General features: G+C 38.1%; 16 protein-coding genes, 1 pseudogene and 3 riboswitches. Of the genes and pseudogenes, 15 read left to right on the top strand and 2 right to left on the bottom strand.

The genetic code is table 11. The features are described 5' to 3' along the window. Positions 1-20 precede the first annotated feature (20 nt). The 8 genes from H0173_RS09000 (at position 21) to H0173_RS08965 (ending at position 6,464) form a co-directional block, all read left to right on the top strand. Positions 21-2,405, top strand: coding sequence for a Na+/H+ antiporter subunit A (locus H0173_RS09000; RefSeq protein ID WP_221846211.1), 2,385 nt, complete (start codon positions 21-23; stop codon positions 2,403-2,405). After that, the gene (locus H0173_RS08995) at positions 2,402-2,824 is read left to right on the top strand and encodes a Na(+)/H(+) antiporter subunit B (RefSeq protein WP_221846018.1); all 423 of its coding nucleotides are present in this window, start codon (positions 2,402-2,404) and stop codon (positions 2,822-2,824) included. Before H0173_RS09000 ends, H0173_RS08995 begins: the two co-directional genes overlap by 4 nt. A gap of 2 nt (positions 2,825-2,826) precedes the next feature. Continuing rightward, the gene (locus tag H0173_RS08990) at positions 2,827-3,165 is read left to right on the top strand and encodes a Na(+)/H(+) antiporter subunit C (RefSeq protein WP_221846017.1); all 339 of its coding nucleotides are present in this window, start codon (positions 2,827-2,829) and stop codon (positions 3,163-3,165) included. Continuing rightward, complete coding sequence (locus H0173_RS08985) at positions 3,158-4,654, top strand: Na+/H+ antiporter subunit D (protein ID WP_221846016.1); 1,497 nt, start codon at positions 3,158-3,160, stop codon at positions 4,652-4,654. The genes H0173_RS08990 and H0173_RS08985 overlap by 8 nt, the downstream gene beginning before the upstream one ends. 13 nt (positions 4,655-4,667) lie before the next feature. Beyond that, the gene (locus H0173_RS08980; protein ID WP_221846015.1) at positions 4,668-5,144 is read left to right on the top strand and encodes a Na+/H+ antiporter subunit E; all 477 of its coding nucleotides are present in this window, start codon (positions 4,668-4,670) and stop codon (positions 5,142-5,144) included. Next, positions 5,144-5,428, top strand: coding sequence for a Na(+)/H(+) antiporter subunit F1 (locus H0173_RS08975; RefSeq protein ID WP_221846014.1), 285 nt, complete (start codon positions 5,144-5,146; stop codon positions 5,426-5,428). Before H0173_RS08980 ends, H0173_RS08975 begins: the two co-directional genes overlap by 1 nt. Then, a complete protein-coding gene (gene mnhG, locus H0173_RS08970) occupies positions 5,406-5,768 on the top strand; it encodes a monovalent cation/H(+) antiporter subunit G (RefSeq protein WP_221846013.1) in 363 nt (120 codons plus the stop codon). The genes H0173_RS08975 and mnhG overlap by 23 nt, the downstream gene beginning before the upstream one ends. A 135-nt stretch (positions 5,769-5,903) precedes the next feature. Then, complete coding sequence (locus H0173_RS08965; RefSeq protein ID WP_221846012.1) at positions 5,904-6,464, top strand: tyrosine-type recombinase/integrase; 561 nt, start codon at positions 5,904-5,906, stop codon at positions 6,462-6,464. Between the two features lie 46 nt (positions 6,465-6,510). On the opposite strand, the gene H0173_RS08960 is transcribed toward H0173_RS08965, so the two are convergent. Next, complete coding sequence (locus H0173_RS08960) at positions 6,511-7,653, bottom strand: PP2C family protein-serine/threonine phosphatase (protein ID WP_221846011.1); 1,143 nt, start codon at positions 7,651-7,653, stop codon at positions 6,511-6,513. Positions 7,654-7,907: 254 nt separating this feature from the next. On the opposite strand from H0173_RS08960, the gene H0173_RS08955 reads away from it, so the two are divergent. Continuing rightward, on the top strand, positions 7,908-9,269 hold the full coding sequence (locus tag H0173_RS08955) for an aspartate kinase (RefSeq protein ID WP_221846010.1): 1,362 nt from the start codon (positions 7,908-7,910) through the stop codon (positions 9,267-9,269). 56 nt (positions 9,270-9,325) lie between these two features. Here H0173_RS08955 and H0173_RS08950 read toward each other — a convergent pair whose 3' ends face one another. Next, positions 9,326-9,811: a QueT transporter family protein gene (locus H0173_RS08950; RefSeq protein WP_221846009.1), complete on the bottom strand. Its 486-nt coding sequence runs from the start codon at positions 9,809-9,811 to the stop codon at positions 9,326-9,328. Positions 9,812-9,819: 8 nt separating this feature from the next. Then, a riboswitch (PreQ1 riboswitch) is annotated at positions 9,820-9,864 on the bottom strand. Between the two features lie 175 nt (positions 9,865-10,039). On the opposite strand from H0173_RS08950, the pseudogene H0173_RS22700 reads away from it, so the two are divergent. The 6 genes and pseudogenes from H0173_RS22700 to H0173_RS08925 all read left to right on the top strand — a co-directional run. Then, positions 10,040-10,570 (top strand): annotated as a pseudogene (locus H0173_RS22700) (protoglobin domain-containing protein); the annotation flags it as partial. Between the two features lie 15 nt (positions 10,571-10,585). Continuing rightward, positions 10,586-11,332, top strand: a complete 747-nt coding sequence (locus tag H0173_RS22695) for a methyl-accepting chemotaxis protein (RefSeq protein ID WP_396021206.1) — start codon at positions 10,586-10,588, stop codon at positions 11,330-11,332. A gap of 221 nt (positions 11,333-11,553) precedes the next feature. Continuing rightward, positions 11,554-11,654: riboswitch (glycine riboswitch) on the top strand. Next, positions 11,655-11,753, top strand: a riboswitch (glycine riboswitch). Positions 11,754-11,855: 102 nt separating this feature from the next. Beyond that, on the top strand, positions 11,856-13,256 hold the full coding sequence (gene lpdA, locus H0173_RS08940) for a dihydrolipoyl dehydrogenase (RefSeq protein ID WP_221846008.1): 1,401 nt from the start codon (positions 11,856-11,858) through the stop codon (positions 13,254-13,256). A 22-nt stretch (positions 13,257-13,278) separates the two neighbouring features. Next, the gene (purU, locus tag H0173_RS08935; RefSeq protein ID WP_221846007.1) at positions 13,279-14,148 is read left to right on the top strand and encodes a formyltetrahydrofolate deformylase; all 870 of its coding nucleotides are present in this window, start codon (positions 13,279-13,281) and stop codon (positions 14,146-14,148) included. Between the two features lie 52 nt (positions 14,149-14,200). After that, positions 14,201-14,359, top strand: a complete 159-nt coding sequence (locus H0173_RS08930) for an FbpB family small basic protein (RefSeq protein ID WP_260631104.1) — start codon at positions 14,201-14,203, stop codon at positions 14,357-14,359. 257 nt (positions 14,360-14,616) lie between these two features. After that, positions 14,617-15,399 carry a TerC family protein gene (locus H0173_RS08925; RefSeq protein ID WP_221846006.1) on the top strand — a complete coding sequence of 261 codons (783 nt, stop codon included), beginning with the start codon at positions 14,617-14,619 and terminating at the stop codon, positions 15,397-15,399. Positions 15,400-15,416: the final 17 nt, after the last annotated feature.

Genomic DNA, 15,416 nt, shown 5'->3' with positions numbered 1-15,416 from the left:
TGGATTTATTGTTTTTTTTCATGACCTTTTTGCCGTTTATTTTTGCTATATTAATACCTTTTATATATAAACTGTGTGGACAAAAAATACATACGGGATGGTTTGTTGTCCTTGTGCCGCTCTCTTTATTTCTTTATTTCTTACAGTATATTCCCTTAATCGCAAGTGGACATACAGTAAAGGAGAACATTCCATGGATGCCGTCGTTAAATATTAATATAACGACTTATATGGATGGATTAGCGCTAATTTTTGGGATTTTAATTACTGGAGTTGGAACCCTTGTTGTTCTATATTCCATTTATTACATGTCAAAGAAAAGAGAAGCGCTCCACAATTTTTATGTATATATGTTGTTATTTATGGGTGCAATGCTAGGACTAGTCTTTTCAGATAATATTTTGGTTCTTTATGTTTTTTGGGAGCTAACGAGTATTTCCTCCTTTTTATTAATTGCGTATTGGTACCAGCGGCAAAATTCCCGCTATGGTGCACAAAAGTCGATGATGATCACTATTTTTGGCGGTCTGGCGATGTTATCGGGGTTTATCATGCTCTCGATCGTGACGGATACATACAGTATTCGTGAAATGTTGAGCAAGTTGCAGGTGATTTCGGAACATTCATTGTTTCTCCCCGCGATGATTTTGCTTCTTCTAGGTGCTTTTACTAAATCAGCTCAATTTCCATTTAGTATTTGGCTTCCGGATGCAATGGAAGCTCCAACACCGATTAGTGCTTATTTGCATTCGGCAACGATGGTGAAAGCCGGAATCTATTTAGTAGCTAGATTTACCCCTGTTTTCGGGGGAACGAGTGAATGGTTCTGGATTGTTACAGGTGTCGGCCTCATTACTTTATTTTACGGCTCAATCAGTGCTGTGAATCAGAAGGATTTAAAAGCTTTGCTAGCGTATTCAACGATCAGTCAACTGGGGCTCATTATGTGCCTTCTCGGATTAGGTTCTGCGTCCCTTTATTTTGGAAAAGGGGATGAAACAGTTGTTTATGCTTATGCCGTTTTAGCAGCGATGTTTCATTTAATCAACCATTCCACCTTTAAAGGCAGCTTATTTATGGTTATCGGCATCATCGACCATGAAACAGGAACACGTGATATTCGAAAATTAGGCGGCCTTATGAGTTTAATGCCGATTTCGTTTACCCTCACAATCATTGGCAGCTTTGCTATGGCTGGTATTCCGCCATTTAATGGCTTTTTAAGTAAAGAGATGTTTTTTACAAGCGTGCTAACCGCTGCAGAACATTCCGTATTTGGTTTTAAAACATTGAGTCACTTCATTCCTTTCATCGCATGGGTGGCTAGTGTATTTACATTTATTTATTGCATGATCATTGTGTTTAAAACTTTTATGGGGAAGCATCAGCCAGAGAAGATAGACAAAATTGCAAAAGAAGCCCCAATTGGCAAGTTGATTCCGCCTAGTATTTTAGCCTGTCTCGTGATCGTCATATTTTTTGTTCCAAATGTTATTTCTAAGAACTTTCTTCAGCCTGCATTACATGCAATTTTGCCGGGAATCACCATAAATAAAATAGAGGCCACCATTAAGCCTTGGCATGGCTGGAATACTGAGCTGCTAATGACAATTGGTGTAGTTGTGGCTGGATTTATTATGTATAAACTTTTAAGACGCTGGCTGTTTCTATATGATATCTACCCAAAGGCTTTGACGCTGAATCATCTGTATAATGCTTCTCTTTTGGGAAGTGAGAAGATTTCCTTCAAGGTGACCGAACGGTATATGACAGAGTCTATTCGGGATTATTTAGTTTATATATTTGGTTTCATGATTATCATCTTAGGGAGTGCGATTTGGCTGTCAAAAGGTTATGTCATAAACGTTGCAAATGACTCGGAGATTAATATGTATGAGGCAGGAATAATTGTGGCGCTGGTCATATCGGCGGTTACGGTCTTTCTATCTAAGTCTAGACTAACCGCGGTCGTCGCCTTAGGAGCATTAGGTTACCTTGTTTCCTTGCTCTTTGTCATATTCCGGGCACCTGATTTGGCTCTTACCCAGCTTGTTGTTGAAACCGTAACAGCCGCTTTATTCTTGCTCTGCTTTTATTATTTGCCTGAGCTGAGGAAGGAGAAAACTCGTATCAAATTCAAGTTAACCAATATGATCATTTCGCTTGGGGTTGGAACGATTGTCACGATTCTTGCTTTAGGAGCTAATAATCATCGGCTTTTTGCATCGATATCAGGATTTTTCGAGGATTCCTATACACTTGCTGGAGCAAAGAATATCGTTAACGCCATACTTGTTGATTTCCGGGGATTGGATACGATGCTCGAAATACTCGTTTTATGCATTGCCGGCTTAGGAATTTATACTTTGATCAAAGTTCAATTAGCAGGGAGGGGGAAGGAATGATCCCAAATGATGTTATTTTACGTTCAGTGACAAAGGCTGCCATTGTCATTATTTTCACCTTTTCCATTTATTTATTTTTTGGGGGACATCATAATCCAGGCGGTGGATTTATTGGCGGATTGAGTGTTGCTTCAGGACTTGTCCTTCTCTATCTATCGTTCGATATTGAAACAGTGAGTAAGAATATCCCGGTTGATTTTAAAAAAGTGGCAGCATTTGGTGTACTGCTGGCATTACTAACCGGCATGAGTTCATTATTTGTTGGAAAGCCATTTTTAAATCAAACCTTTGGCTATTTTGAGCTTCCTATTTTCGGGAAGACGGAGCTTGCTACAGCTGTCCTCTTTGATGTTGGCGTGGCATTAGCTGTTATCGGAACGGCTGTTACGATCATCCTTAGCATAAGTGAGGATGGGTAAATATGGAGACGGTCATTTCAATCCTAATCGGTCTGTTCTTTTCCATCGGTACTTATTTAGTTTTGAGTAAAAGCTTAATTCGAATTATTTTAGGAACGTCCATTATCAGTCATGGAGTTAATTTACTGATTTTGACAATGGGCGGATTAAAGAGGGGGGGGGCTCCTTTATTAGGAGGGATTGAAACAAAATTTACAGATTCACTGCCGCAAGCACTTATATTAACAGCGATTGTCATTAATTTTGCAGTTACTGCTCTATTCCTGGTGCTTAGCTACCGAACTTATAAAACATTAGGGACAGATGATACCGATCGATTAAGGGGAAATGTGGATGAATAATCTTGTCATAATGCCAATCATCATCCCGCTATTAGCTGGGCTTATCTTAATTTTATTTTCAAAAAACATTGGATTTCAGCGATTCTTCAGTGCTTCAGCTATTTTAGCTAGTGGATATGTGGCTGTCATATTACTGCAGCAAATAAAGGGAAAAGGGATACAGGTTCTTCAGGCAGGAGGATGGGAAGCTCCCTTTGGGATTAGCATTGTTGCGGACATGTTTTCGGCATTGTTGTTGCTCTCTGCAAGTATTGTTGCGTTCTTTTGTCTGATGTATGCATTTAAGTCCATTGGCCGAGAGAGAGAAAATCATTATTTTTATCCGTTTTATTTGTTTTTAATAACAGGAGTAAATGGCTCATTTTTGACTGGTGATCTATTTAATTTATTTGTTTGCTTTGAAGTGATGCTCATTTCCTCGTATGTGCTGCTGTCTTTAGGCGGGACACGGATTCAGCTCCGTGAATCTATTAAATATGTATTAATTAATGTTCTATCGTCCTCTTTATTTCTTATAGCCGTTGCCTATCTTTACGCCATGCTTGGAACATTAAACTTTGCTCATTTATCCTTACGCGTTGCTGATGCTGGGCAGGATGGTTTACTGACAACGGTGGCATTATTATTTCTTATTGTTTTTGGGATGAAGGCTGCGCTGTTTCTTTTCTTTTGGCTGCCTGGGTCGTATAGTGCACCACCGACAGCCATTGCAGCGATATTTGCAGCGTTATTAACAAAAGTAGGCATATACGCTTTGTTCCGGACATTTACCCTAGTATTCTATCATGAGCCGCAAATCACTCATTTCATTATTGGAATACTCGGTGCATTGACGATGATCCTTGGAGCAATTGGAGCGATCGCCTATTGGGAAATTAAAAAAATCTTAACGTATAACGTTATCGTCGGCGTTGGATTCATTATGGCGGGCTTAGCTTCTTCAACTCATTATGGGATGATGGGATCTATTTATTACCTTATACATGACATTCTCATAAAAGCACTTATTATCCTTTTAGGAGGAACCATTATTTATATAATGGGCACGAGCAAGCTGAAAGAAATAAGCGGGCTCATTCGCAATCATCCTTTTTTAGGCTGGATGTTTTTTATTGCAGCATTATCGCTGGCGGGAATCCCGCCGTTAAGCGGATTTCTAGGGAAGGTGTTTATCACACGTGGAACCTTTGAATCAGAGTACTATTGGTTAGGCGGAATTGGATTATTCACAAGTTTGATGGTTTTGTATTCAATTATGAAAATTTTTATGAATGTTTTTTGGGGCGAAACGAATGTAAGTAAGGAAATGGAAAAAGGTACAGCAAAAGGATTAGTGCTGCCAATTGCCGGTCTTACGGGGTTAACCATCACGTTAGGAATAGGAGCAGAGGGGATTGCCGAATCTGTTCGAATTGCAGCAGATGGTTTACTAAATCCCTCCCTATATATTGAAGCGGTAATAGGAGAGAGTCAATTCGGCAGTAAATAAGGGGGGGAGAACCTTGCCTGTACAGGTGTTAATTAATCTTTTTATCGCTTTTTTATGGATGTTTTTCCAAGATGAGTGGGGGATTCTATCTTTTTTTAGCGGATATATTGTCGGTATAGTTGTCCTTTTTTCTTTGAGACGTTTTTTTCCTTCATCCTTTTATTTGAAGCGTTTTTTTGCCATTATGAATTTGTTCCTTTTGTTTATTAGAGAATCGGTTACATCCAGTGTCGCAATTATGAAAGAAGTTATCAGGCCTAATATCGATGTAACTCCAGGAATATTTAAAATGGAGACTGATTTAGAGGGTGATTTAGAGATTACTTTACTTGCACTTCTTCTCACTTTAACGCCTGGCTCTGTCGTGATTGAGGTTTCACCGAGCAATAAGATTTTTTATCTGCATGCGTTAAATTTGCCTCAGTCCAAGCATGCTGTTTTTCAGTCGCAGATAAAATATGAGAAAGCGATAAAGGAGGTTACTCGATAATGTTTAATGGATTTCTGCATATCTGTTTATTTTTCTTGTCATTATCGATACTCGCTGCCCTCTACAGGGTAGTTAAAGGACCTTCCACCCCTGATCGGGTCATGGCTTTAGACAATATTGGAGTAAATCTAATCGCCATCGTTGCTTGTCTCTCTATTCTTTTAAGGACACATGCTTTTTTTGACATTATTTTATTAATTGGAATCCTGTCGTTTGTAGGTACTATCGCCTTTGCAAGATTTATAGAAAGAGGGACTGCAATTGAACGAAAACGTATACATTGATGTGATTGTAGGCGTCTTTCTGTTTTTTGGAACGGTATTGAGTTTCTTAAGTGCGATCGGACTCATTCGTTTGCCTGATGTGTATTCACGTTCTCATGCGGTATCAAAAAGTGCAAGCTTAGGCGTGCTTTGTACACTGTTTGGCACCTTTCTATTCTTTTTGCTTGTGGATGGATATTTCAGCATTCGATTAATACTCGGTATTTTCTTTGTTTTCTTAACGTCCCCGGTTGTTGCACATCTGTTAAATCGGGCCGCCTATCGTTCAAAGGTTGAACTAACAAAGGAAACGGTGCAGGATGATTTAAAGGAGTTTCTAGAAGGAGAAAAAATCCATTGAGTTAGCATGATAATGACTAAATTATTCCTCTTAATGACTATTACGAATCTTACTAAATAGCCGCAACGTATTGTAAGGGTCTATAATATCTGATACCTTATCCTTTAGTATATAAGTTTGCAGGAGGATTTATAAGTGGAGTACGTTGAACCTATTAAGGACATTGAAAAAATAATAGCGATTAAAGAAAACTTGAGAAGGAAGTCATTAAGAGATTTCTTGCTATTTGTATTCGGCATAAATACAGGAATTAGGGTTCATGATTTACTTACATTAAAGGTAAATGATATTTGGGATGGCGAGGGGATTAAGGAATTCCTTGAAGTCTCTGATGATAAGGGTGCAATCAAGGTTCATTACATCAATAGCAAAGTTAATGCTGCTTTACAGGATTATCTATCAACATTGCATGTTGAGAAAGACGATTTTCTTTTTAAATCTAAAAAAAATAATCTCCCCATTACACGGCAGCAAGCATATCGTATCATTAATCAAGCTGCTAAAGAAGTTGGAATTGCCGGTAAGATCGGTACTCATACACTTAGAAAAACGTTCGGCTATCATGCTTTTCGAAAGGGAATTGCCATCTCTATTCTGATGTCTATTTATAATCATCATACACATGCTGAAACCTTGCGCTATATAGGTGTGGATAAATGTGAGGAAAATTTAATAAAAGTGGATGTAAATCTTTAAAAAAAGGAAGCCAGTATTCAGTTCAATGAATACTGGCTTCCTTTTCTTAATCAGCCTGAATCAAGACAACACACATGTCATCATCGGCATTTACTTGTTGTTTTTTCGTTAGAATAAAATCTATTGGCTCTTTACACTTAGTATCATGCCAATATGAAGAGGCGATTTCTTTAATAAACTGTAAACCGTTCGTACCTGTACTATCGATTGTCTCCTCTACTCCGTCTGTACATAGCAGTAATTGTACGGAGTCGGAATATGTAATGACGTTCTTCTTTATATCAATGTTTTCAAAAAATCCAACTGCACAAGTATTACTGGAAAGCTCAATCAGCTCATTATGATTTATTAAAGCAAATCCAGTAGGATGACCTGCATTCACATATTCTAATGTCTTTTCTTTTGTATCAAGCACAAGGTAAATAGCTGTGAAGTAATAAGGAATTTGCTGGTTTTTTTGATTTAATGAATTCATCCACCGGTTGAGTTCCTTGATTACATATTCAGGATCGGCATAGGTTGAAATGCTGTCCCTTAATACGGATGAAATAAACATACAAACTAGCGAAGCAGAAATTCCATGTCCCATCATATCAAGCTGAATCGCAGCAAAACGGTGGTCATTAATTTTATGCCAATAATACATATCGCCTGCTAGCTTATACGCTGGTAAATAGGATGCCTTTAATAAAAGATTTTCCTTATAAATGGGCTCACTTAATAAGCTAGTTTGGACCTGCATAGATAATTCTAACTCATTGCGAATCTTTTCCTCCTGCTCAATATGCCAGTCTTTTTCATATTTCAATCTAAGCGCTACTCGAATTCTTGCCAACAGCTCTGTCTTATTAATTGGCTTTGTTACATAGTCAATTCCGCCGGCATCAAGAGCCTCAACGACTTTATTTGAATCTTCTAGTGCTGTAACAAATATAACAGGAATATCCTTTAAATGTGGAAATTGCTGCAGCTGCTTACAAGCTTCAATCCCATCCATTTCAGGCATCATAATGTCCATAAGGATGATGTCTACCTGTTTTCCTATTTCTAATGGCTGTTCGCTTTGCAAATATGTAAATAAATCATGTGCGGAGGTAAATGATAGGTAATCATCATAGCCTGCACGTTTAAGAATATTTTCGATTACAAACAAGTTCGCCTGGTTGTCGTCCACAATAAGAATTCCCATATTGTCTGCTCCCTTATTTTCTACTTATTACTACTTATTATATTTTAAAAATACGTAAAGTTGTTAGAGATTAATATGTTTATATAAATTCAAAATAATTCTGTACTATATGTATATGGAAAACCATAGGTCTTTAAGACTATTTTGTCCTTTTCAAATAAACAAATGTCCTTATACGGAGGAAAAACGCTTGATTATTTTCTGAATAGGAGTAAAATTAGGGATATATTTTTTTGAGGTTAGGAGATGTCAGGATGAAAGTCGTAAAGTTTGGCGGATCTTCATTAGCATCCGGAAAACAACTAGAAAAGGTCTTCCAGATTGTTGTTTCAGATCCAGCAAGAAAAGTAGTTGTGGTGTCTGCACCGGGAAAGAGATTTGGCGATGATGAAAAGGTAACAGATTTGCTGATTCAGTGTGCAGAGCTCTGTTTGGAAAATAAGGATCCAAAGGAAAAATTCGATGCTGTTATCGAAAGATATTCTTTAATTGCAGAGGAGTTAAATATTTCGGAAGACATTATCAATGTCATTCAGCAAGACTTACTTGAAAGATTAAACTCAGACAGGAGCAAACCGGATAGATTTTTGGATTTGCTGAAGGCTAGCGGTGAAGACAATAATGCTAAGCTTGTTGCTTCATATTTCCGCGAGCAAGGAGTGGAGGCACAATATGTAAACCCTAAAGATGCAGGTCTTTTTGTAACGGCTGAACCAGGAAATGCGCAAGTTCTGTCAGAATCCTATGATCGTTTATTTAAGCTGCGTGAGCTTTCAGGTATTATTATTTTTCCAGGTTTTTTTGGGTATAGCCATGAAGGGGAAGTCTTTACGTTTTCGCGGAGCGGATCCGATATTACCGGATCGATCCTCGCTAATGGGGTGAAAGCGGATTTATATGAAAACTTTACTGACGTAGATGCTGTTTATTCAGTTAATCCTTTTATCGTCGACAGACCTAAAGAAATTAAAGAATTAACGTATCGGGAAATGCGGGAGCTTTCTTATGCTGGATTTACCGTTTTACATGATGAAGCACTAGTACCGGCATTTCGAGCGGGAATACCTGTACATATCAAAAATACGAATAACCCGTCTGCACCAGGAACAAGAATTGTTTATGAGAGGGACAATACAAATGGACCGGTTGTTGGGATTGCAAGTGATGAAGGCTTCTGCAGCATTTATGTCAGCAAATACTTAATGAACAGAGAAATTGGGTTCGGCCGAAAATTATTAGCTATCTTAGAAAGCTATGGCATGTCTTATGAACATACACCATCAGGAATAGATGATATTTCAATTATTCTACGTGAAAATCAATTTACACCTGGGATGGAAGAGGAAATTATTAATCGAATTAAAGTAGAATTGGATGCTGATGAAGTCGTTGTCGAGCATAGTCTTGCACTTATTATGGTGGTAGGGGAAGGCATGCGCCACAATATTGGTACGACAGCAAGAGCCTCTAAAGCCCTCGCTAAAGCGGAAGTAAATATTGAAATGATTAACCAAGGATCATCTGAGGTCAGCATGATGTTTGGTGTGAAGGAAATAGACGAAAAAAGGGCTGTTCAGGCGCTTTATGATGAATTTTTTGCACCTGTGATGGTGTAAGGGCATTTGGGAGATACAGAAAAAAGAGTTGGCGCAATTTTTTACGCCAACTCTTTTTAAATCAATTTTTCAAAATGTACACGTTTATTTAATGCATACATAACAGGCATGCCGACTGCCATAACGACGAATTCACCGATTGCAGTTGTCAGCCATGTAAACATAAATGGTAATCCAAATGCAAGATGAAGCTCAAGGGCGATGAAGAACATGGTAACCGTAAAAACAAGTGTATTCACAGCCATGCGTGCCCAAATATTTTTAATAAAGCGGCAGCAGGCAATTGTAATTAATAAGGAAATAATTGTCTGGCCAACACCGAATATTAAATCATACACGACCATTGGTGAAAATAATAGATTTGTTAAAAATACACCTAATACCATTCCAAAGATATACTTTTTGTTAAAGACAACTAGGTGATTAAACATTTCGGACACACGAAACTGAACTTGTGTAAATCCAAACGGCTGAATGAGCATAGAAACAGCAATATATAAAGCTGCTAATATACCATTGCCAACAAGTGTTTTGACATTCATATGAAATTCTCTCCTTAGTTTTTTATCGTGGGATGGTTACGAACCACGTGGGCTTTGCCCAAAGACTATATTTTAATATGTTTTATACTTGAAGTCAAATAGAGTCCTAAGACTTTTGTCTCAAAAATATATAAAATTTTGAGTAGGTAATGACTTTTGTACAGTTTATGTTATTATTTTCCTAAGCTAATATAGTTGGAAAGTAGGGGAAATGTATTGGTATTTGGGATGCTAAAAAAATCAAAGGAAAAGGCTGAAAAGTCGGAAGTAATGCCAATTGGTAAAGGTGAAATGAATATTTCACAAGGATCAGATCTCGAAAGACAGATAAAAATGATTCATCTTACCAAAGAGGATTTGCATGTTATTAGTCGTTTACAGCCTATTGTTATAAAGGAAATTGATAGAATAGTTGAAAACTTTTATAAAAACTTAGAGATTGAAGCATCATTATTAAATATCATAAATAGCCATAGTTCAGTGGACAGGCTGAGACAAACACTTCGTCAGCATATAGAGGAAATGTTTTCTGGAGTAATTGATCATGCATATATTGAAAAAAGAATTAGGATTGCACATATGCATGTTCGTATTGGACTGAAGACGAAATGGTATATGTGTGCATTTCAGGATATGCTGCTTTCTCTCATTAATATTATTAATAGCAGTATACATAAAAAAGAAGAGTACTTTGAAGCAATAACAGCAATCACAAAAATACTTAATCTTGAACAGCAAATTGTATTGGAAGCATACGACGCTGAGCTGGAACGGATGAAAGAAAAGCAGGAAGAAACTAAAAATATTGTCAGAGAAAATGTATCAAATGCATCTGAAAACCTTGCAGCTATTTCGGAAGAGACGAATGCTTCTTTTCATCAATTGCATTCTCAGTCAGAAGAAATTGTTACATTGGCTAATAAAGGAACAGAACTTTCAAACTTAGCGGAAGAAAGAGCACAGCAGGGGAAAGCTCAATTAAACGTACAGCATAATAATATGGATCATATCCATAACACAGTTAGCCAAATCTCAGAAGATATTCAACAATTGTTAAGTATATCTAATAGAATGCAAGAGATTGTTAGTATTGTGACAGGAATTGCGGACCAAACAAACTTATTATCCCTTAATGCGGCTATTGAAGCAGCACGTGCAGGCGAAGCAGGGAAGGGATTCTCAGTCGTTGCTGGTGAAGTTAGAAAGCTATCAGATGAAACAAAGAAATCAGTCACAAATGTAGCATCTTTAATTTTAGATATGAACTCTCAGGTTGATAAGCTGACAATTTCTTTGGAGAAAATTGGTGAAGCCGTACTCATGGGACATACTAGTATGACCGAAACGGATAAGTATTTTGAACAGATTTTAACGACTATGGGTGAAACGAAAGTCCAAAATAATAAAATTGAAAGCGAGTTAGTATCATTTATTAATGTAATAAACGAGCTTGGTGCAGCATTTGAGGAAGTAACTCTTTCTGCTGATAAATTATCCATGATTACGAATGAGCTAAAGTAGTTTCTTAAATGAGATTAGTCGTTTAGGTAAATAAGGGGATGCAGACTGTGGAGTTTATGTTATATACTAAATCAGTCTTTGCATTCCTTTTTTCATGATATTGCTATACAATTGAACTATTTGTGAAAAACTTCTCAAAAAATCAGGATAATCCATGTTAATGGTTGACATTACAGCACTAAAGTATTATTCTAAATTTAATGAAAATTCAATACAGGCGGATGACGGTTGTGGGAGAGAGCATTACAGAAGCCACCGAAGGAGCAAGTTCCAAAAAGACCCTTGGAACAAATCTCTCAGGTAGATGAACCACAACGGGACGCATCTCTGGAGAGCGCGTATAAAACAGTACGACACCCAAGGGGACCCCATATAAATTTTTTGGGCCTAAACTCTCAGGTAAAAGGACAGAGAAGGGTAGATATTCATACCCTTTTTCTGTCCTTTTTTTGCATGGATAAAAGGGAACATTAAGGGAATGATTGTTTAATTGTTCACAATATATCCAAAAGGAGAGAATGATTTGACCAAAGAATATGATGTAGTCATTATTGGTGGAGGTACTGGCGGATACGTGGCAGCAATCCGTGCCTCTCAATTAGGTTTAAAGGCTGCGGTCGTTGAAAAAGGGAAGCTTGGCGGGACTTGTCTTCACGCTGGATGTATTCCCAGCAAGGCCTTACTCCGCAGTGCAGAAGTGTATGCAACAGCAAAAAATGCAGCTGTATATGGCGTTATTGCCCCCGATGTAGGACTGGATTTTTCCAAAGTACAAGAAAGAAAAGCAGAGATTACTGATCGTCTCTTTAAAGGTGTACAGCACTTGATGAAAAAAGGGAAAATCGATGTCTACGAGGGAAAAGGCAGAATCTTAGAGTCAAGAAATATATTAGTAGAATTAAATAATGGGGAAGGGGATATTACCCTTGTTCCTAAAAATATAATCATTGCCACAGGTTCACGCCCGCGAACTCTTCCAGGGCTAGTAGCAGATGGAAGGTATGTCATGACGTCTGACGAAGCTCTGCAAATGGAAGAACTCCCAAAATCAATTATTATTGTAGGCGGAGGCGTCATTGGAATTGAATGGGCTTCCATGCTAGCTGATTTCGGATTAGAAGTAACAGTCATTGAATTCGCCAATCGCATTATTCCAACAGAGGATCTGGATATCTCCAAGGAAGTTCAGCGATTAATGAAGAAAAAAGGGATTAAGATTGTAACAGGTGCTAAGGTGCTCCCGAACACGCTGGAAAAAGGCGATGGGGTGACTATAAAAGCGGAGCATAAAGGCGAGGAGAAAACATTCTCCGCTGATAAATTGTTAGTTTCAGTAGGACGTCTGCCTAATATTGAGACGATTAGCCTTGAAAATACTGGGATTGATGTTGTCCGCGGTTTTATCGTCACAAACGAATTCTACCAAACAAGTGAGCCAAATATTTATGGTATTGGTGATGTGATTGGCGGGCTGCAGCTTGCCCATGTTGCTTCACACGAAGGAATCATTGCGGTTGAACATATGGCAGGAAAAAATCCGGTACCACTAGATTCTTCATTCGTCTCAAAATGTATTTATAGCAATCCTGAAGTGGCAAGTGTCGGCTTAACCGAGGAGGAAGCGAAATTAAGAGGCTTCGAAGTAAAAACAGGTAAGTTCTCCTTCCGTGCGATTGGAAAGGCGCTTGTATTCGGTGAATCGGATGGGTTTGTAAAGCTGGTTGTTGAAGAGGGAACGAATAAACTGCTAGGAGCCCATATGGTAGGACCGCATGTAACCGATATGATTACAGAGGCAGGGCTTGCACGTGTTCTAGAAGCAACATCGATGGATATTGCAAGAACGATCCATCCGCATCCGACTTTGGCAGAGGCAATTGGAGAAGCCGCATTAGCTGTAGATGGTCTAGCCATTCATGCATAATTTTTGAATAGAGGTGTTTCGGGTGACAGCTAGAGAGAAAGAAAATAGAGGCATATTATTAATTTCCTGTCCGGAAAAGCCGGGAATAATTTCAACCGTATCTAACTTTTTATTAGAGCACAAGGCGAACATCGTTCACTTTGATCAGCATACTACTGATCCGCATGCCGGAAGATTTTTTATGCGTATCGAGTTTGATTTACAAAACCCTGAAGCTTCTATTGAAGCTCTTGAACAGGACTTGCATGAAATTGCACAAACTCATTCCATGGATTGGAAGCTTAGCAGTTCAAAGAAAAGAAAGAGAATGGCGATCTTTGTTTCGAAAATGGATCATTGCCTTTTAGAGCTAATTTGGCGCTGGAAGTCAAAGGAATTACCAGTCGATATTCCTATTGTCATTAGTAATCATGCTCACTTAGCTGATGAGGTAGGAAGCTACGGAATTCCTTTTTATCACATTCCGCTCACTCATGAAACGAAGGAAGAAGCTGAAAAGAAAGCTTTGGAACTATTAGAAGGGAAAGCCGATTTTATTGTGCTTGCACGATATATGCAAATTCTTTCCCCAAATTTCATTGCAAAATATCCGAACCAAATTATTAATATTCATCATTCATTCCTGCCGGCATTCGTTGGTGCTAATCCATATGTCAGGGCTTTTAACAGGGGAGTGAAATTAATCGGGGCTACGGCACACTATGTTACAAATGATTTAGATGAAGGGCCAATTATTCAGCAGGACGTGCTGCGAGTAAACCACCGTTATTCAGCAGAGGATTTAAAAATCGCTGGACGTCATGTAGAAAGAACAGTCCTTGCAGAAGCAGTTGCCTGGCATGTTGAAGATCGTGTTCTTGTACATGGGAATAAAACAATCGTATTTGATTAATGGGGATAAATTCTATTTAACATACATCATAGAGATAAGGGAGATCATAAAAATGAGCAGAAAAAAAGTAACTTTATCAAGTTTAATCAGTAAAAATAGAGAAGAGCTTTTAAGAGATAGAGATCAGCTTGATTTAATCGAGAAGCGTATTGATGATAAGCATATCATTACAAAAAAGAAAACGAGCCGTTTTGGTTTACAATATAATTAGGTTATAAATGTATTTGACAGCATGAGAATTCATCGTTTATGATTAAAGTATCAATTAAATAAGTTCTCCTAAAGGGGAGTAGCTTTTACGGCAAAGTCGTCACTTCGGAGTTCATTACTCCCGGCATTGTCGGCAACCATTTATCGTTGTTAGCAAGACCTTTACCTAATACGGGGTAAAGGTCTTTATTTTTGTCTTTTTAACCTTTACCGTCTATTGGTAAAGGTTTTTTTATTTTTAACAGAGGAGGAAATTAAATGGAGTTATCAATCTTATTAGAATATGGTTGGGTGTTATTGCTTTTAATCGGGATAGAGGGGCTTTTAGCAGCTGATAATGCATTAGTATTGGCAATCATGGTAAAGCATCTTCCTGAAAAGGAAAGAAGAAAAGCTTTATTTTATGGTCTAGCCGGGGCGTTTGTTTTCCGATTTGGGTCCCTGTTTGCGATTTCTCATTTAGTAGATATTTGGCAGGTTCAGGCCATTGGTGCTCTTTATTTATTATTTATCGCCTTTAATCATATTTTCAGGAAGCTCATTGTGAAGAAAGGGAAAGATAAAGCTGCTGTTCAAGAAGAAAAGAAAAAAGCTGGATTTTGGATGACAGTTTTTAAAGTAGAGCTAGCAGATATTGCCTTTGCTATCGATTCCATTCTAGCAGCTGTAGCCCTTGCTGTAGCCCTTCCGAATACGAGTCTGCCGAATATTGGAGGGCTTGATGGAGGAAAATTTATTGTTATTTTCGCAGGAGGCTTTATTGGTTTAATCATCATGCGTTTCGCAGCAAACTTCTTTGTGAAGCTGCTCCATTCGAAACCCGGCTTGGAAATTGCTGCATTCCTTATTGTCGGATGGGTAGGAGTTAAGCTATCCGTTTATACCCTTTCACACCCTGCATTATCAGTGCTGCCAGCGGAATTCGCTCATTCAATAGAATGGAAAATCACTTTCTATGCTGTACTTATTCTGATTGCACTTGGCGGATGGTTCTTTTCAAAAGACAAGAAGGAAATGCTGACAGAGGAGAGGGCAAGTTAAGATATGGTAAAATTTTG

Source organism: Bacillus sp. S/N-304-OC-R1 (assembly GCF_019749375.1).
Lineage (GTDB): Bacteria > Bacillota > Bacilli > Bacillales > Cytobacillaceae > Cytobacillus.
This window is presented reverse-complemented; position numbering and strand designations above follow the sequence as displayed.